Origin of the sequence: Bradyrhizobium lupini (assembly GCF_040939785.1) — a bacterium.
Taxonomy (GTDB): Bacteria; Pseudomonadota; Alphaproteobacteria; order Rhizobiales; family Xanthobacteraceae; genus Bradyrhizobium; species Bradyrhizobium canariense_D.
In genome coordinates, this window is sequence record NZ_CP162553.1 from 1,088,764 (window position 1) to 1,106,512 (window position 17,749).

At 65.3% G+C, this 17,749-nt stretch carries 12 protein-coding genes and 3 pseudogenes; 6 read left to right on the forward strand and 9 right to left on the reverse strand.

The genetic code is table 11. The features are described from left to right. Positions 1-176 precede the first annotated feature (176 nt). From AB3L03_RS05530 to AB3L03_RS05540, 3 genes and pseudogenes are all read left to right on the forward strand, one after another. Positions 177-1,208, forward strand: a complete 1,032-nt coding sequence (locus AB3L03_RS05530; protein ID WP_204510761.1) for an ABC transporter substrate-binding protein — start codon at positions 177-179, stop codon at positions 1,206-1,208. After that, positions 1,205-3,879, forward strand: a pseudogene (locus AB3L03_RS05535) (ATP-binding protein). The gene AB3L03_RS05530 and the pseudogene AB3L03_RS05535 overlap by 4 nt, the downstream one beginning before the upstream one ends. 76 nt (positions 3,880-3,955) lie before the next feature. After that, positions 3,956-4,897 (forward strand): annotated as a pseudogene (locus AB3L03_RS05540) (alpha/beta fold hydrolase). Here the strand turns inward: AB3L03_RS05540 and AB3L03_RS05545 are convergent. Continuing rightward, a complete protein-coding gene (locus AB3L03_RS05545) occupies positions 4,889-5,800 on the reverse strand; it encodes a LysR family transcriptional regulator (RefSeq protein WP_204510759.1) in 912 nt (303 codons plus the stop codon). The pseudogene AB3L03_RS05540 and the gene AB3L03_RS05545 sit on opposite strands and share 9 nt — an antisense overlap. A gap of 130 nt (positions 5,801-5,930) precedes the next feature. Between AB3L03_RS05545 and AB3L03_RS05550 the strand changes: the two genes are divergently transcribed. Together AB3L03_RS05550 and AB3L03_RS05555 are read left to right on the forward strand one after the other, a co-directional pair. Beyond that, the gene (locus AB3L03_RS05550; RefSeq protein WP_204510758.1) at positions 5,931-6,869 is read left to right on the forward strand and encodes a ring-cleaving dioxygenase; all 939 of its coding nucleotides are present in this window, start codon (positions 5,931-5,933) and stop codon (positions 6,867-6,869) included. Next, a complete protein-coding gene (locus tag AB3L03_RS05555; protein ID WP_018458645.1) occupies positions 6,866-7,492 on the forward strand; it encodes an alpha/beta hydrolase in 627 nt (208 codons plus the stop codon). The genes AB3L03_RS05550 and AB3L03_RS05555 overlap by 4 nt, the downstream gene beginning before the upstream one ends. A 42-nt stretch (positions 7,493-7,534) precedes the next feature. Here AB3L03_RS05555 and AB3L03_RS05560 read toward each other — a convergent pair whose 3' ends face one another. From AB3L03_RS05560 to AB3L03_RS05590, 7 genes are all read right to left on the reverse strand, one after another. Beyond that, the gene (locus AB3L03_RS05560; protein ID WP_368508326.1) at positions 7,535-8,509 is read right to left on the reverse strand and encodes a magnesium transporter CorA family protein; all 975 of its coding nucleotides are present in this window, start codon (positions 8,507-8,509) and stop codon (positions 7,535-7,537) included. Between the two features lie 354 nt (positions 8,510-8,863). After that, positions 8,864-10,360, reverse strand: coding sequence for an ABC transporter substrate-binding protein (locus AB3L03_RS05565; RefSeq protein ID WP_018458643.1), 1,497 nt, complete (start codon positions 10,358-10,360; stop codon positions 8,864-8,866). 54 nt (positions 10,361-10,414) lie between these two features. Continuing rightward, positions 10,415-11,419 (reverse strand): ABC transporter ATP-binding protein, encoded by a 1,005-nt coding sequence (locus AB3L03_RS05570; protein ID WP_368508327.1) that lies wholly within the window; start codon positions 11,417-11,419, stop codon positions 10,415-10,417. Next, complete coding sequence (locus tag AB3L03_RS05575) at positions 11,416-12,429, reverse strand: ABC transporter ATP-binding protein (protein ID WP_368508328.1); 1,014 nt, start codon at positions 12,427-12,429, stop codon at positions 11,416-11,418. Before AB3L03_RS05575 ends, AB3L03_RS05570 begins: the two co-directional genes overlap by 4 nt. 2 nt (positions 12,430-12,431) lie before the next feature. Beyond that, positions 12,432-13,325, reverse strand: a complete 894-nt coding sequence (locus AB3L03_RS05580; RefSeq protein ID WP_018458640.1) for an ABC transporter permease — start codon at positions 13,323-13,325, stop codon at positions 12,432-12,434. Continuing rightward, on the reverse strand, positions 13,322-14,272 hold the full coding sequence (locus AB3L03_RS05585; protein ID WP_026233628.1) for an ABC transporter permease: 951 nt from the start codon (positions 14,270-14,272) through the stop codon (positions 13,322-13,324). Before AB3L03_RS05585 ends, AB3L03_RS05580 begins: the two co-directional genes overlap by 4 nt. 99 nt (positions 14,273-14,371) lie before the next feature. Then, the gene (locus AB3L03_RS05590; RefSeq protein ID WP_026233627.1) at positions 14,372-15,793 is read right to left on the reverse strand and encodes an amidase; all 1,422 of its coding nucleotides are present in this window, start codon (positions 15,791-15,793) and stop codon (positions 14,372-14,374) included. A gap of 121 nt (positions 15,794-15,914) precedes the next feature. Here AB3L03_RS05590 and AB3L03_RS05595 point away from each other — a divergent pair. Then, positions 15,915-16,801, forward strand: a pseudogene (locus AB3L03_RS05595) (LysR family transcriptional regulator). A 7-nt stretch (positions 16,802-16,808) separates the two neighbouring features. Here the strand turns inward: AB3L03_RS05595 and AB3L03_RS05600 are convergent. Further along, on the reverse strand, positions 16,809-17,744 hold the full coding sequence (locus tag AB3L03_RS05600; protein WP_204510754.1) for a carbohydrate kinase: 936 nt from the start codon (positions 17,742-17,744) through the stop codon (positions 16,809-16,811). Positions 17,745-17,749 lie beyond the last annotated feature (5 nt).

Here is a 17,749-nt window from a genome sequence, read left to right on the forward strand (position 1 = left end):
CAGGCCACGCCGGAGATCCATTTTCTGTGTTGCGAGCGACTGCCGACGTAGGAATACGGTATCGGACTGCCAAACGCTGCGAATGAGCAGTCACAAACGCATTTTTTCGTCAATTGTGGATGCCGGCCGTTCGCGCTAAGCATGCGCCTGGGGCTAGCCACCATGCAAAGAATGTCATGACCGAACGGCCTTCCGCTCTCGCGGTCGATCGCCGCGGGTTCATTCGCCTTGCCAGCACGACCGCCGCGGGGTGGCTGGCGCTCGGCGCAACATCTGATCGCGTGCGGGTCGTGGGATCGCTGACGGCGTTGCCGCTCGACGACGAGCTGACCAGAAGGAGCATGATCGACAGCCCGACCTCCCGCCTGGGTGGCCTCATCGTGGGCTTGAGGCAGCGAGGCTGGGTCGAAGGCGTCAATTTCCGCCTCGAGCTCCGATCGACCTTCGGCGCGCCGGATCGGCTGAAGACCGCGGTTCAGGAATTGCTGGCGCTCAAGCCGGATGTGATCCTGACCGGCTCGACGGTCGAAACCGCGGCCGTCCTGGAAGCCACAAAAACCATCCCGATCGTGTTCGCGACCGCCAACGATCCCGTCGGCAACGGCTTCGTCGAAAGCCTTGCTCATCCCGGCGGCAACGTGACCGGCTTCACCAACAGCACCGCCGAGATGGGCGGCAAATGGCTTCAGCTCATCCGGGAGGCCGTGCCGGATCTTGCGCGCGTCGGTATCCTGTACAACCCGGCGACCACTCCTCGCGGCGGCCGTTTCTTCCTCGATTCCATCGAGCAAGAGGCAGCACTGGCCGGCGTGTCCGTGATCCCCGCCCCCGTCAGCGCGCCAACGGAGATCGACGAAGCCGTCAGGCCCTTTTCCGCTCCCCCCAAGGCGGCAATGATTGCGCTGGTCGACAGCTTCCTGGTGGTCCACCGGCAGGCGGCGGTGGCGGCGGCGGCCAAATATCGCGTCCCTGCGATTTACCCGTTCTATTATTTCATGGATGCGGGCGGGCTGATGAGCTACGGGCCGACGCTCGAAGTGCGCTCGGCCGACTATGTCGATCTCATCCTGCGCGGTACCAAGGCCGGAGATCTGCCGGTGCAATCGCCGCGGAAATACGAACTCCTGATCAACCGCACGGTCGCTCGCACGCTGGATTTGACGATACCATTCACACTGCTCGCGCGCGCCGACGAGATTCGCGAGTGAACGAGACGATCGATCAGGGAGATTTGCGGCCACCTCCCGGCCGGCTGTTCCGCAAATACCTCTACTCGATCGTCGCGCTCGCTTTTGCCGCGCTCGCCATCAACACCGGCTTCGACGTCTGGTTCTCCTATCGCGAGCAGAAGCAACTCCTGGCGGCGACCCAGCGCGAGCAGGCAGCAAGCGCCGCCCTCCAGATCGGCCAGTTCATTGGCCAGATCGAAAACCAGATCAGATGGCTCTCGCGCCTGCCCCCGGAGCTGTCCACGAACGAGGACCAGCGCCTGAACGCCATCCGCCTCCTGCGCCTCTCGCCTGCGATTGCGGACATCGCCGAGCTCGACGCCCAAGGCCGCGAGCAGGTGCGCGTGTCGCGCCGTGTCGCGGACAGGATCGGCAGCAAGACCGACCTCTCCGCCTCGCAGGCCTTCCGCGGCGCCAACGAAAGCCGCGCATATTACGGGCCGGTCTACTTCCTCGGCGACACCGAGCCGTTCATGACACTCGCCACGCGCGGAACGGGCCTGGCGCCGGATGTGATTGTCGCCGAGGTCAATCTTCGCTTCATCTGGGACCTCGTCGCCGGAATCAGGGTCGGCAACACCGGCAAGGCCTATGTGGTCGATCGCATGGGTATCCTGATCGCGCATCCCGATTTGTGGCGGGCGCTGCGCCGCAGCGATCTCTCCGGCCATCCCGACGTCCGGGCCGCGCTCGATGGCATCGGGCCCCCTCCGGCGGCCTGGTCAAGGAGGATCTGTCCGGTCAACGCGTGCTGTCGACCTATGCGACGGTCCCCTCGTTGGGCTGGCTGGTGTTCGTCGAGCTGCCGCTCACCGAGGCCTATGCGCCGATCTATGCGTCGATCGGGCGCTCGACTTTTCTCCTGGTCATCCTGCTGGTATGTGCGGTGCTGGTCTCTCTCTTTCTGAGCCGGCGCATGACCGTGCCGATCCAGATCCTGACGCAGGGCGCGCGGCGGATCGGCAGCGGCGACCTCAGCCTGCGGCTCGCGATCAAGACCGGCGACGAGCTGGAGGCGCTCGGCGATCAATTCAACCGGATGGCCGCTCACTTGCGCGAATCCTATGCGACGCTCGAACGCAAGGTGATCGAGCGCACCTCCGAACTGGAAAAGACCCGCGACCAAGCCCTTGCCGAGCACGATGCCGCCGAGCGTGCCCGCAGCGCGGCGGTCGCGGCCAACGAGACCAAATCGCGCTTTCTCGCGGTCGTCAGCCACGAGCTGCGCACGCCGCTGAACGGCGTCATGGGCGTGCTGCAACTGCTCGACGACGGCAGTCTCGGCGAAGCGCAGCGGCGCCACCTCACGACCGCGGCCGCGTCGGGCGAAACGCTGATCGCGCTGGTCGACGGCATCCTCGAATATGCGCGCCTGGAGGCCAGCGCCGAGACTCTGGAGACCCGCGATTTCCGCCTCGACCAGCTGATCGAGACGGCCGCCGATCTGATGCGTCCGCAGGCCTCTCACAAGGGCCTCTCCTTCGATCTCGCCTGCGACGCGTCGGTCAATACTTCCGTGCACGGCGACCCGGTGCGGCTCAATCGCATCCTGCTCAATCTGATGGGCAACGCGATCAAGTTCACCCCGCGGGGCGGCATCGGCTTGAGCGCGGCCGCCGAGGGACATAACGATCATGTGCTGCTGCGCATCACCGTGCGCGATACCGGCATCGGCATCGCGCCCGACATGCACAAGCGGATTTTCGAGGATTTCGTCCAGGCTGACGACAGCATCGCGCGGCGGTTCGGCGGCACCGGTCTTGGACTGGCGATCGCGCGGCGCCTCACCCGCCTGATGCGCGGCGAGCTGACGGTGGCGAGCACGCCGGGTAGGGGCAGCTCCTTCATGCTTGAGGTACCGCTTGGCCTCGCCACCACCGACATCGCGCAAGGTGCGGTTCAGCCGCCATCGCGGCAGCTTCGCGTGCTGCTGGTCGACGACGATCCCGTCAATTGCGAGGTTGGTGAAGCGATGCTCGAGAGGCTCGGCCACCGCGCCACCATCGCCACGAACGGCGCGTCGGCCATCGCGCTCGCCCGCGATCAGGCGTTCGACATCATCCTGATGGATCTGCACATGCCCGACATCGACGGCGTCGAGGCGGCATCGCGGATCCGCAAGCTTGGTCTGCCGAGCATGCCGCGCATCATCGCGGTAACCGCGGACATGTCGCGCCGCGCCCGCGAGCGGCTCGCGGGCGCAGGCATTGCCAGGATCGTCAGCAAGCCGATCCTGATCAATGCGCTGCGCGAGGCGATCGAGGACGATGCCCAAAACCAGCCAGCCACGCCGCAGCTCGCCGCAGGCGCCTTGATCGACCGGCATTTCCTTGATGACCAGAAGGAGCTGCTGGGCGCGGCGCAGATCGCAAAACTCCACGACCTGCTGGAACTGACGAGCGAAAAGCTGGTCGAGGAGATTGCCAAGGCTGCGGCGACTGGCGATCCCGCGCAGCTCGCGCGCGGCGCGCACCAGCTCGGCAGCGGCGCGAGTACGCTCGGCCTCGTCCGCCTTTTCGAATTCTGCCGTGAGGTCGAGCTGGCGGCAGTCACGATGTCCCCGCCCGAATGCGAGAGCGCCGCCCGCGAACTCGCCGCGCTTCGAGAGGCCTCGATGAACGCGCTGGATGAATTGCTCCGGCCGGCCTAACAGCGTTCGGTCACTGGACTGAAATACAAGATGATCGGAGGCGCCGGTGCGCGCAAGATGTCTCGCCATTCTTCTCATGCTGCTCGCCCCTGCCGCGCGCGCCGAGGTCGAACAGTTTCCGTCCGGCTTCAAGACCAAAACCATCGCGGCCAACGGCACGCAGATTCATGTTCGCGTCGGCGGTCAGGGGCCTGTCGTGATCCTGATCCACGGTTTTGGTGATACCGGCGACATGTGGGTCAAGCTCGCCGCTGATATCGCGCGCGACCACACCGTTGTCGTGCCCGATCTTCGCGGTATGGGCCTCTCGAGCAAGCCCGACAATGGCTACGACAAATGGACCCAGGCTGCCGACATGCGGGCCGTTCTCGCAGCGCTCGGCATCGAAAAGGCCGTCGTCGTCGGCCACGACATCGGAACCATGGTGGCCTAGGCCTACGCGGCCCGTTATCGCGACCTGGCCGAGAAGCTGATCGTGATGGATGCCCCGGTGCCTGGGGTGCCGCCATGGGACGAGGTGGTTCGCAGCCCGCAGCTTTGGCATTTTGATCTCGGAGGCCCGGACATGGAGCGGCTGGTCAAGGGCCGCGAGCGCATCTACCTCGACCGCTTCTGGAATGACTTCGCGGGGACGCCTTCCAGGATCGCGGACGCAACACGCCGTCATTACGCAGCGCTCTATGCGCGGCCGGGCGCCATGCGTGCTGCGTTCGCCCAGTTCAGGTCGATCCGAACCGACGCCGAGGACAACAAGAAGGCGATCGCGACCAAGTTGACCATTCCCGTGCTGGCTGTCGGGGGCGAAAAATCCTTCGGTGCGACAGAGGCGGTCGTGATGCGAAACGCCGCGACTGACGTCACCGAATTGGTCATTCCGGACGCCGGTCATTGGCTGATGGAAGAGCAACCGGCGGTGACCGTGAAGGCGTTACGCCAATTCCTCGATACCAAAAATAGAGCAGCGAGCCGCGCGGAGCCGACATATCTCGGCTCAGCCCTTCCGCGCGGGTCATTTTGATCGGGTTGACGCCTCGCCCTCCCGGCCAAAGCGCTCGACCAGGAAATCAATGAACAGCCGCACTTTCACCGACAGATGTCGGGTCGGCGGATAGACCGCATAGAGCGCAAGCGGCGGCGCAGAATACTTGTCCAGCACCGTCCGCAGCTCGCCTGCCCTCAAGGCGTCGGCGGCGATGAACTCCGGGAGCAGCGCGAGCCCCCTGCCCTTGATCGCGACATCGCGCAGCACCTCGGCATTGTTGACGCAGAGCGACCAGGCCGGCTGGATCCAGTGGTCGCCGCCCGCTCCCGTGAGCTTCCACTGATTGCCAGTGAGCAGGAAGCCGTAGGTCAGCGAGACATGTTCGCGCAGATCCTGCGGATGTTTTGGGGTGCCGTGACGCGCCAGATAATCGGGCGAAGCGCAGATCATGCGCGCCACCGGGATGATCTTTCGCGCGATCAAACTCGACGATTCCAATTCCGCGATGCGCAAGGTCACGTCAAAACCGTCCTGCACGGGATCGAGCAGGTCGTCGCTGAGCACGAGCTGGAGCTGCAGCTCCGGATATCGCGCCATGAAATCGGCAAGCACCGGCCCGAGCCGCAGGGTGCCGAACGACATCGGCGCGTTGACGCGCAACAGGCCGCGCGGCGCCGATTGCGCTTGCGCCACGACCTGGTCGGCCGCCTCGATCTCCGACAGGATCACGACCGCGCGCTCGAAATAGCGCTGGCCGTTCTCGGTCGGGCTCGCATGGCGCGTGGTCCGGTTCAGGAGCTGCACGCCGAGGCTTTCTTCGAGGTCGGCGATGTATTTGCTGATCGCCGAGCGTGACAGCCGCAACTGCCGGCCCGCCTCGGCAAAACTGCCGCTTTCGACCACCTTTACGAAGGCTCGCAGGCTGGCGACCTTATCCACGGGCTGGCGCCGGCGATTGTTTCCAAATCGTAGACATAGCCGTCATATTTGCATGGATTGTCTCCAATCCAAAGCGGAACGATATTTCCCTGCAGAGCAAGACCGCTCCCCGAGCTTTGGAGGACCGACAATGTCTGGACTGCACCATGTGACCGCGATCGCGGGCGACCCCATCAGGAATTTCGGCTTTTACACCCGTGATCTCGGTCTGCGCTTCGTCAAGAAGACGGTCAATTTCGACGATCCCGGCACCTATCACTTCTATTATGGCGACGAGACCGGCCGCCCCGGCACCATCCTGACGTTCTTTCCTTGGGCCGGCGTGCCGGCCGGGCGCCGCGGCGTCGGCGAGACGCACCAGACCGCCTTCCGCGTGCCGCAAAGCTCGCTCGGCTATTGGACGCAACGCTTCGTCGAGAAGGGCATCGCTTATGAGGCGCTGGAGAAGCGTTTTGGCGAGTCCGTGCTGCCGTTCACAGACCCTGATGGCATGGCGCTCGCGCTCGTCGGTATCCCCGGCGCCGAGAGCGAGCCCGGCTGGAGCAATGGCGAGGTGCCGGCCGAGCATGCGATCCGCGGCTTCCATGTCGTGACCTTGCTGCTCGACAGCGCGGCAAAAACGGCTGCCGTCCTCACCGACGTGTTCGGCTTCAAGGAGACGGCGCGCGAAGGCTCGGTGATCCGCTTCAAGGCACCGGGCGATGCCGAAGGCAGCGTCGTCGACATCTACGAAGCCAAGGGCTTCCTGCGCGGACACCAAGGTGGCGGCTCCGTGCATCACATCGCCTTCCGCGCGGCCGATGACGCCGAGCAGGGCAAGATGGCGCAAAGGCTCGTGAGCAATCACGGCCTGCACCCGACCGAACAGCGCGACCGCAACTACTTCCGCTCGATCTACTTCCGCGAGCCCGGCGGCGTGCTGTTCGAGATCGCGACCGACATCCCAGGCTTCGCCGTCGACGAGCCCGTGGCAACGCTGGGACACGACCTGAAGCTGCCGAGCTTCCTCGAAGCACAGCGCAAGCAGATCGAGGGCGTGTTGCCGAACCTGGAAGAGAGGGTGTCGTGACCGAGAGTTCATTCATCCATCGTTTCGAGCCCGCGCGTGACGCGGGCTCTCCTCCTCTCCTGCTGCTGCACGGCACCGGCGGCGACGAGAACGACCTGCTCGGGCTCGGCAAGATGATCTCGCCCGGCTCGGCCCTGCTATCGCCGCGCGGCCGCGTGCTCGAACACGGCATGCCGCGCTTCTTCCGCCGCCTCACTGAGGGCGTGTTCGACGAGGACGACGTGCGCCGCCGCGCCCTTGAGCTCGGCGACTTCGTTGCGGAAGCGCGGCAGCGATATGGCCTCGCCGCGCCGGTCGCGGTCGGCTTCTCCAACGGCGCCAACATCGCAGCCGCGCTGTTGTTGCTGAAGCCGGACGCGCTTGCTGGTGCGATCCTGCTCCGCGCCATGGTGCCGCTGTCGGATCCGCCCAAGGTCAACCTCGCAGGCAAGCCGATCCTGCTGTTGTCCGGGCAGGCTGATCCGATCGTGCCGGCGAGCAATTCGGCCCGGCTCGCATCACTGCTTTCCGAAGCGGGCGCGCAGGTCGGTCACAAGGTCCTGCCGGCGGGCCATCAATTATCGCAGGCCGATTTGACGCTTGCCCGCGACTGGATCGGCAAATTCGCCGCCGAAGTCGCCTGACAGAAGAAGCGGCGCATCGATTTCGAACGGTGCGCCGCGGCTTCATTCGAACCAGCCACGCCGCTTGAACCAAATCAGCGGCAGCACGCCGCTGGCAATGATGGCGAGCCACGCCAGCGGATAGCCGAAGGTCCAGTCCAGCTCCGGCATGTGCTTGAAGTTCATGCCCCAGATGCCGACCAGAATCGTGGGCGGCACGCCGACGACCGAGACGATGGTCAAGATCTTGAACAGCTCGTTCTGCTGGATGTTGATGAAGCCGAGCACGGCATCGAGCAGAAGCTGGATCTTGTCCGACAATCGCGTCTCGTAATCGCCGAGCGAAGCGACATCCTTGGAGACGGCTTCGAGCCGCTTCTTCGACGCGGCGGTGATCCATTCACCCCCGACATCGCCGGCGAATGAAGCGATGCGGCCAACGCCAAGCAGGACATCGCGCGCCTTGGCGAGCCGATCCGCCAACTCGCCGATGTTTTCCAGCGCCTCGCGCATCCGCCGGCTGGAGCGGACCGGCCGCTTGCTGCGAACGAGCCCGCCCTTGAAGACGTCCCGCGAGAGCCTGTCGACCTTCGCGCCGAGATGCTCAAGGACATCGGCGCCGCGGTCGACCATGGCCTCGATCAGGCTGGTGAACACGCACATGCCGTTCTCCAGGCTGTCATCGGAACCGATGCGCTTGCCGATGTCCTCGAAGATCGGCAGCTGCGCGAAACGCACCGTCACCAGCACGTGCGGTCCGATGACGAATCCCACCGGCGTGATCTCGGCCTCGTTGTTCTCGTTGAGCCGGACCGCCGGCGAGCTGAGATAGAGCGTGCCGTTGTCGAGGATCAGGCGGCTCGACGCTTCGATCTCGCTGAGCGGATCCTCGGACGGAACGCGTATCCCGAGCAATCGTTCGACGAACTGCTTTTCCTCCGCGGTTGCGTCCAATAGATCAGCCCAGATGATCTCGGAGGGCATCTCCGCGCCGATCTTCTGCCAGTCGTCGGATGGCCACCTGTATAGTTTGAGCAAGAACCGAACTCCGCATACCCTCGCGCCGGATCGCACGGCCTGCGGCCATCCTGCGCCAAGCTAACGCATGAGGGTTCCGAACGTTCAAAGTCGGGGGAGCATCGAGCGGCCCAATCAAACCAAGCGGGCGCGGCCTTCTTCGATGATGCCATCATGCCAGTGTTTTGCCCGACGCGTCAACGGCATCGCGCGACGCGCAACTCATCAATCGCGTCGCGCGCAAGTCATTGAAATCACTACCCTCGGCTACTGTGCATGGGGTTGTTCTTCAGGTTTTTTGTTTGGACCGGTCTCGTGACGATCTCTTCCGTTGGGAGAGATCGTCACCGACATCGCGCAATCGACATGCGCGCCCTACTCCCACGCCCATGTCGAGAAATCGTTCTCGTATTGGGGTACGTCCTTCCAGACGCCCTTCAGCTTCTTGTTGGTGATGGTGATCAGCTGCGGCTGGTACAAATAGCCCGAGACTGCATCGGTGGCCAGCATGCGCTGGGCGTCGCCGAGAAGCTTGGCACGGGCGGCTTCATCCGGCGTCGACACGATCTGCTTGTAGAGCGCGTTGAAGGCGTCGTTGTTGTAGCCGAGATAGTAGTCCGGCTCGGTGATCTTGACGAGATCGAACGGCTCGACATGGCTGACGATGGTGAGGTCGAAATTATGCGGACCATTGCCGGCGAACACCTGCGACAGCCATTGCGCCCATTCGACGTTCTCGATCTTGGCGATGATGCCGACCTTGGCAAGCTGGGCCGCGAGGACCTCGCCGCCCTGGCGCGCATAGGACGGCGGCGGCAGCTTCAACGACAGCTCGAGCGGGGTGGTAACGCCGGCTTCGGCTAGCAGCTTCTTGGCCTTCTCGGGATCGTAGGGGTTGATGCCTGTCGTGTCGACATAGCCGAGCGCGCCCGGCACGTAGAAGCTTCCGATCGGCGTGCCGAAACCGTCGACCGCACCGTCGATCATCGCCTTGCGATCGATCGCGGCGAGGATGGCACGGCGCACGCGAACATCGTCGAGCGGCTTTTTGCGATGGTTGATACCGACGATGGTCTTGGCCCTGGAGCCGCCGACCATAACGTTGAAGCGCGGATCCGCCTTGAACTGCGCGATGGTGCGCTGGGCCGACACCCGGGGAAACGCGTCGACGTCGCCCGACAGCAGCGCCGCCGTCTGTGCGGACGGATCGGAGATGAAGCGGATCGTCACCTTCGCGAGCTTGATCGCGGCGGCGTTGCGATAGTCAGCCCATTTGGTCAGGGTCATCGAGGAGCCCTTGGCCCAGGCGCCCAGCTGATAGGGCCCGGTCCCGACCGGCTGCGTGATATTGGTGGCAGCGCTCTTCGGCTCGACGATCGAGCCGCTCGCCTGCCCCAGCAGGAACGGCAGGTTCGGCTCGGAATTTTTCAGGCTGATCACGACCGTGTCGGCGTCGGGCGCATCGACCTTCTCGAAGCTCTGGAACAGGCTCTTGTCCTTGTTGGTGCTGGTGGGGACCGCGTTGCGCTCGAACGAGAACTTCACGGCTGCGGAGTCAAACGGCTCGCCGTTGTGGAACTTGACGCCCTTGCGCAGCTTGAACGTATAGGTCTTCAGATCGGGCGCTGCAGTCCAGCTCTCCGCCAGCAGGGGCGAGGTGGTGCCGTCCTCGTTGATCTTGGTCAGGGTCTCATAGATGTTGTAGAGCGTGACCTCGGCGATCGCGGCGGCGGCGGCGTTGGTGGGATCGAGCCCCGGCGGTTCCAGCGCCATCGCCATGACGACGCTGTCCTTCTTGCTCTGAGCCAGCACCGGCAACGGAGCAGCGGCAAGTGCGGCGGCGAATGCGACGATCGATAGTTTCCTGAACATGCGTAACTCCCGGCCTTGTCTTGTCTCAAGCCTACGCCAATCCTGCCGCGGACGCTAACCTTCCACGGGCAATTGCGGCAACGCCATCACGGCTTCCGCCTTGTGGCAAGCGGCCAGATGCGTCTCGCCCACCTTGCGTAGCTCAGGCAGAACCTCGCGGCAATGCTGGTCGGCTAGCGCGCACCGCGAGACATAGGGGCAGCCGGTCGCGGCCGCCGATTGCGAGGCGATCGCCTGGGCTCCGCGCCGCCGCCGGCCTCCGCCGGCGCGCACCCGCGGCACGGCCTCCAGCAGCGCTCGCGTATAGGGATGGGCGCAACGCTCGAACAAATCCTCAGGCCTGCCCTGTTCGACGATCCGGCCGAGATACATCACCGCGACCTCGTCGCAGAGATAGTCGACGACGGCGAGGTCGTGACTGATCAGGACGTAACTGAGGCCGAACTGCTCCTGGAGGTCCTGCATCAGGTTCAAGACTTGCGCCTGCACGGAGACGTCGAGCGCGGAGACCGGCTCGTCGGCGACGATCAGCTTCGGCTGGGTGATCAGCGCGCGCGCAATGGCGATGCGCTGGCGCTGACCGCCGGAGAACTCGTGTGGATATTTCTCCATGTCGGCATCGCGCAGACCCACCTGCCGTAGCACTGCGGAGACGCGGGCACGTAGCGTCGTGCTATCAATCCCCTCCAGCACGGTGAGCGGTTCGGCGACGATGCGCGCGATGGTCTGGCGCGGGTCGAGCGATCCGTAGGGATCCTGGAACACCATCTGGAAATCGCGGCGGGCGCGGCGCAACTCGTCCGCGGAGATGCGGTTGAGGTCGCGGCCGAGCAGCGCGACCTGCCCCGATGTCGGCCGCTCCAGCGCCATCACCACCCGCGCGAATGTCGACTTGCCGGAGCCGGATTCGCCGACGATGCCGAGGCTCTTGCCGGCGTCGACCCGCACGCTGACACCGTTGAGCGCGCGCACCTGCCCGGGCGGGCGGAACACGCTTTCGCGCGGCAACGTGTAGCGCTGCTCGATATCCTTCACTTCGAGAAGAGGCGCCGTGCTCATACGGTCAGCGCTCCGACGCGTTCGGCCATCGACACGTCCGTCCGGATGCAGCGCACGAAATGGCCCGGTCCGACGTCCACCATTGCTGGAAGCGCAGCCCGGCACTGCTCGATCACGAGCGGACACCGATCGGCGAAGGTGCAACCGGAAGGCAGATCGGCGAGCTCCGGCACCGTGCCCGATATCGTCGTCAGCCGCGTCCCCTTGCGTGCGCCGAGTTTCGGTCGGGCGCGGAACAGGCCCTGCGTGTAGGGATGGCCCATCCGGCGGAACACCTCGTCGGTCGGTCCGCTCTCGATGATCGTGCCGCCGTACATCACCATCATGCGCTGCACGTTCTCGGCGATGACGCCGAGATCGTGCGCGATCAGGATCATCGACATGCCGCGCTCCTCGACGAGATCGGCGATGAGGTCGAGGATCTGGCCCTGGATGGTGACGTCGAGCGCCGTGGTCGGCTCGTCCGCGATCAGAAGGTCGGGCTCGCAGGCGAGCGCCATCGCGATCGTGACGCGCTGACGCTGGCCGCCGGAAAACTGGTGCGGATAAGCGTCGACGCGCCTGGCCGGATCAGGCAACCCGACGCGGTCGAGCAAGGCGATCGCCTCTCGCCGCGCCTGCGATGCCGAAAATTTCCTGTGACGCCGCAGCGGCTCGGCGACCTGGTTGCCGATCGTGTGCATCGGATTGAGCGCGGTCATCGGCTCCTGGAAGATCATGCTGATGCGATTGCCGCGCAGCCGACAATATTCCGCGTCCGACAAACCAGCGAGTTCGCCGCCATCCAGCTTGATGCTGCCGGTGACGGACGCGCTATCCGGCAGCAGCCCCATCAGCGACAACGCGGTGACCGACTTGCCGCAGCCGGATTCGCCGACGAGCCCGAGCGTCTCGCCGCGCTTCAGCGCAAAGCTGACGCCGCGCACGGCCTGCGCCGGCCCGCGGCTGGTGTTGAGGCGCACGCCGAGATTGACAACCTCGATCAACGGCATGGACGAGCGCTCGCTCATCATCATCGCTCCCGCGCCAGTCGAGGGTCGAGCAGATCGCGCAGTCCGTCGCCGAGCAGATTGAGGCCGAGCACCGCGATTGCAATCGCAGCACCCGGGTAGACGGCGAGCATCGGCGACTGGAACAGCAGCGACTGCGCGTCGTTCAGCATCCGTCCCCAGGACGGCTGCGGCGGCTGCGTGCCGAGACCGAGATACGACAAGGCGGCTTCGGCAAGGATCGCGAGCGCAAACTGGATCGTCGCCTGTACGATCAGAATCGACATGATGTTGGGCAGCACGTGCTCGATGGTGATGCGAAAGCGCCCTTTCCCCGCGGCGCGCGCGGCCAGCACGAATTCGCGCGCCCAGATCGCGTTGGCCGAGCCGCGCGTCAGCCGGATCAGCGTCGGGATCTGGAAGATGCCGATGGCGACGATCGAGGTCACCATGCCGGGCCCGACGACCGCGGCGAGCATGATCGCCGAGAGCACGGCCGGAAAGGCGAAGGTGAAATCGGAGAAGCGCATGATGATCTCTTCGGTCCAGCCGCGCCTGGCCGACGCGATGAGGCCGAGACAGACGCCGAAGGTGAGGCCGATGCTGACCGCGATGATGCCGACCATGATGGTGGAGCGGGCGCCGGCGAGCAGCAGCGAAACGATGTCGCGGCCGAAGACGTCGGTGCCGAGCCAGTGCGCGGCCGAGGGCGGCCGGAGCTTTGACGCGATGTCGATCTCATAGGGCGACCAGGGCGTCCACACCAGCGACAGCAGCGCCGAGGCGAGAACCAGCAGGCTCAGCGCGCCGCCGAGCACGAAGCTGCGATGACGCAGCGCGCGGCGCCAGAAGGTCCGGGCCGGCAGAGGGCGCGCTACGGCCGGCGCGTCGACGAGGGTGGTCAACGGCGCGCTCACAGATCGTGGACCTTGATGCGGGGATCGACGAAGGCATAGAGCACGTCGACCACGAAATTGACGATGACCACCATGGTCGCGAGCAGCATCACGCAGTTGCGCACCACGATGAGGTCGCGGTTGGCGATCGACTGAAAGATCAGGCGGCCGAGCCCCGGCAGATAGAACACGTTCTCGATCACGATGGTGCCGGCGAGCAGATTGGCGAATTGCAGGCCCATGACCGTCATCACAGGGATCATGGCGTTGCGCAGCACATGACTCCACAGTACCTCGCGCTTGCCGAGGCCCTTCGCGCGCGCCGTGCGGACGAAGTCTTCGCGCAGCACTTCCAGCACAGCCGAGCGCGTGACGCGTGCGAGGATCGCGGCCTGCACGACCGCAAGCGACACCGCCGGCAGCAGCAGCGACTTGATGCCGAGCCAGACGCCGTCCTCCCAACCGGGAAAGCCGCCCGCGGAGAGCCATTGCAGCCGTACCGAGAACAGTAGCACCAGCAGGATTGCGAACCAGAAATTCGGCAGCGCGATGCCGATCTGCGTCAGCGACATCACGCCGACGTCGCCGAGCTTGTTGTGGTTGGCGGCGGTGTAGATGCCGGCCGAGAGCGCCAGCGTCACCGTGATCAGCATGGACATCATCGCGAGCGGAATGGTCAACACCAGCCGCTCCACGATCAGGCTGGCGACCGGTGTGCCGTAGACATAGGAGTTGCCGAGATCGCCGACGAGCAGCCCTTTGATCCAATGCAGATAGCGAACCGCCAGCGGCTGGTCGAGCCCGAGCTTGACGGTGAGCGCGCGGACCGCATCTGGCGAGGCGTCGGCGCCCATCAGCATCTGCGCGGCGTTGCCCGGAAGCGCATCCAGCACCAGGAAAATGATCACGGACGCGCCGACCAGCGTCGCCAGCAGGGTCAGCACACGTCGGAGGACAAATACGCTCATGCGCGCTCGGATTCAGGGCTCATCCGCAGCACGATCAACATGTCCGAGCATCGGAGGCAAGTGCTTTGCAAACAAGTCCCTTGCGGCATGTGCCTCACCTCAGCCGGGCCAGCGGGACAGGAGGTCATGCGACGCCTCGAACAGCGCGCTCACGCGCAGCAAGTCCGCATCAGCGCGGAAGCGGCCGACGAGTTGCAAGCCGATCGGCAGGCCGTCGCGGCCGAAGCCGCAGGGCAGACTGAGCGCGGGGTGTCCGGTCATGTTGAACGGCATGGTCCAGGGGAACCAGTGCGGCCGGACGCTGTCAAACTGCTTGCCGTCGATCTCGATGGTGCCGAACAGGTCCTGATCGATCGGCAGGGCGGTGCGGGTGAGGGTCGGCATCGCCAGCAGATGCCCATGCGCAAGCAGGGACTGCACCCGGCGGAACAGCGCCGTGCGCGCGAACATCGCCTCCTGATAGGCAACGCCACTGAAGTCGGTGGCGAGCGCAAGCTGCCTGAGGAAGGCCTCGCTCAGCGCGTCCCCATGCTCGGCCGCGAATTTTGCAAAGCGCGTCCGCCAGACCGTGTGATTGATGGCGCGCCAGATCGGCTCGATGTCGAACCCCTCGCCCGAAAACTCCTCGAGCTCGGCACCTAGGCCCGCGAGTCGATCGAGGCTCGCCTTGAAGCCGGCCTCGACGTCGACAGATACCGGGCGTCCGGGTGGCGACAGGCAATACAGGATTTTCTGCCCACGCAGATCGCCACGCGGGGCGGCCGTGCCGATGAAGTCGGGCACGGGAACGCCGATCGACCAGGGATCGCAAGAATCCTCGCCGGCCATCGCCTGCATCATCAGCGCGGTGTCGGGGACGGACCGCGTCATCGGCGTGACATAGGTCTGGTTGCCGAACACGTCCAGCGCCTGGCTATGCGGGATGACGCCATTGCTCTGCTTCAGCCCGACCACGCCGTTGCAAGCGGCGGGAATCCGCGTCGAGCCGCCGCCATCGGTTGCGATCGCAAGCGGCGCGATGCCGCTCGCCACCGCCACCGCCGCGCCGCCACTGGAGCCGCCCGACGAGCGCTCGGCGCTCCACGCATTGCGGGTGCGGCCGAACAGCGGCGAGTCGGTCAGGCATTTGCTGCCGAATTCGGGCGTCGTGGTCTTGCCGATCAGAATGGCGCCTTCCGCACGCAGCCTTGCAACCGCGACGGCATCCTCGTTCGGAACATTATCCTTGTAGGGAATGGCGCCGAAACTGGTCGTGACACCCCTGGTGTTGACGATGTCCTTGACGGTTGCGGGGATGCCGTGCAGCAGGCCGAGCGGCTCGCCCGCCATCAGCTTGCGCTCGGCTTCGCGCGCGGCGGCAAGCGCCTCGTCGCCGCAGATCGTGATGAAGCAGTTCAGCTCGGGCTGGAGCGCTTCGGCGCGGGCGAGCACCGCGCGGGTGAGCTCGACGGGCGAGATCTGCTTTGTCGCGATGAGACCGCGCAGCACGGTTGCGGATAGCAGGCAAGGATCGCCGTTCATCGTCACATCGCTCCGAAGCGGGCCACCGTTGGCCGATAGCATTGACAGCCAGGATGACAGTTTTGTTAACTCGCCGTCCAATACGATTTTGAGCACCAACCCATACGATTTCGGTATGCCAATGGATCTTCGCCGGCTCCGCTATTTCGTTGCCGTCGCCGAGGCGCGCAGCGTCGGCAAGGCGGCCGAGCGGCTGCGGATGGCGCAGCCGCCGCTCTCGGTCCAAATCCGCAAGCTCGAGGCCGAGGTCGGCGCGCCGCTGTTCCGCCGCGGCACGCGCGGCATGGATTTGACCGAAGCGGGCCAGGCGCTGCTGGCGCGCGCCGGCGAGGCGCTGGCGCTGGCGGCCGACGGCATCGAGGCCGCGCGCGCGGTCGCGGCCGGCAGCCGTGGTCGGCTGTCCGTCGGCTACATGTTCGTACTGGCGAACGCGATGCTGCCGCGTCTCATCCCCGAGTTGCGGCGATCCGTTCCCGGCGTCGATCTCGATTTCGCCGAGCTCAGTGCCACGACGCGCGAGCCGCGTCTGCTCGACCGCAGCGTCACAGTCCGCTGTGCATGCCGGCGATCCACCATCCCGAGATCCAGGTGGCCCGAATCGGCGCGCAGCCGTTCGTGCTGGCGGTGCGAAACCGTTCGCCGCTTGCGCGCCTGAGCGCGGTGTCAATGACACGACTACAAGGCCGTCCGCTGATCGCGTTGCCTCCGCCGGAGCGGGACCCCTCCTCCTCCGCGGTCGCGGCCCTGCTGCGGCGGCATCAGATCGTGATGCCGATTGCGAGCCGGGTAGAGACAGTGCATTCGGCGATGAGCCTGGTTCTCGCCGGTGAAGGCCTCGCCATCCTGCCCGCCTGCGCCCAGCTCGGGGCGCCGCGCGGCATCGTGTTCCGGCCGTTGCGGGATGCGACCGATTCCATCGACATCGCGGTCTGCTGGCGGCGGGATTCTCACAGCCCGCTGATCCGGACCTTCCTCAAATGCGCCGAGAAGGTAGTGGCACCGCTGTGACGCGACGCTACAAGCTCCAGATAATCTCGTGACTCCACGGCGGATCGGCACCGGGACGGGTGCAGGTGAGACCGGCGCAATTGGCAGCAAAGGATAGTGCACCGCGAAGCTCGTCCGCGCCGATATCCTTCAGTTGCTGTCGGGCGAGGCGTCCCTGCTTGTGCAGGGCGAACAACAACGCCGCCTGAAAACTGTCACCCGCGCCGATGGTGTCGGCGACCACGACCTTGGGGGCGGCGACCTCGATCTGCCCTGCCCCCGCATGCCACGCGATCGCACCGTTGTCGCCACGGGTGATGACGACGAGGCTCGCGCCGCGTGCAAGCAGCGTGCTCGCACGCTGGTGATACGGCTCGCCGGCGAACAGATAGGTAAAATCGACGTCTGACATCTTGATGAGATCGGCACAGCCGGCAAACTCGGCCATGCGGGCGAGATAAGCCGGCTTGTCCTTCACGAGGTTGGGCCGGCAGTTCGGATCAAAGGAGATTGTCGAGGACGCTCGTGCGTCCGCGATCAGGGCCATGGTCTCGCTCGCGCCCTGGTCATTGACCAGCGTGGTCGAGCCGACATGGAGAACTTCGACCGTATCGAAGGGAATAGAGCCGCGCCGGTAGGTCCAATTCCGCGTCGCGGTCTCGGCGTCGTAGAAGGCATAATGCGACTCTCGCGCGATGATACGAACAAAGGCGAGCGTGGTCTGCTGATCGCTGCGGGTGGCGAGACCGAGCTCGACATTGGATGCAGCGGCGTGGTCGGTGATCATGCGCCCGAACATGTCCGTCGAGATCCCGCCGACAAAGCCGGTCGGCGCGCCGAGCCGCGCCATGCCGATTGCGACGTTGAGGCAGGAGCCGCCGACCGCCGGCATCACCGCTTCGCGCCTGTCGGTATTTCGCGTCGGGACAAAATCGATCAGCGCGTCGCCGCAGGAAATCAACATCCGTT

What these genes read in the sequence shown, in the direction of transcription:
- AB3L03_RS05575 (WP_368508328.1), bottom strand. Translation starts at nt 12,429, where the DNA reads ATGAGCGAGCGCTCGTCCATGCCGTTGATCGAGGTTGTCAATCTCGGC.
- AB3L03_RS05550 (WP_204510758.1), top strand. Translation starts at nt 5,931, where the DNA reads ATGTCTGGACTGCACCATGTGACCGCGATCGCGGGCGACCCCATCAGG.
- AB3L03_RS05600 (WP_204510754.1), bottom strand. Translation starts at nt 17,744, where the DNA reads ATGTTGATTTCCTGCGGCGACGCGCTGATCGATTTTGTCCCGACGCGA.
- AB3L03_RS05590 (WP_026233627.1), bottom strand. Translation starts at nt 15,793, where the DNA reads ATGAACGGCGATCCTTGCCTGCTATCCGCAACCGTGCTGCGCGGTCTC.
- AB3L03_RS05585 (WP_026233628.1), bottom strand. Translation starts at nt 14,272, where the DNA reads ATGAGCGTATTTGTCCTCCGACGTGTGCTGACCCTGCTGGCGACGCTG.
- AB3L03_RS05570 (WP_368508327.1), bottom strand. Translation starts at nt 11,419, where the DNA reads ATGAGCACGGCGCCTCTTCTCGAAGTGAAGGATATCGAGCAGCGCTAC.
- AB3L03_RS05530 (WP_204510761.1), top strand. Translation starts at nt 177, where the DNA reads ATGACCGAACGGCCTTCCGCTCTCGCGGTCGATCGCCGCGGGTTCATT.
- AB3L03_RS05565 (WP_018458643.1), bottom strand. Translation starts at nt 10,360, where the DNA reads ATGTTCAGGAAACTATCGATCGTCGCATTCGCCGCCGCACTTGCCGCT.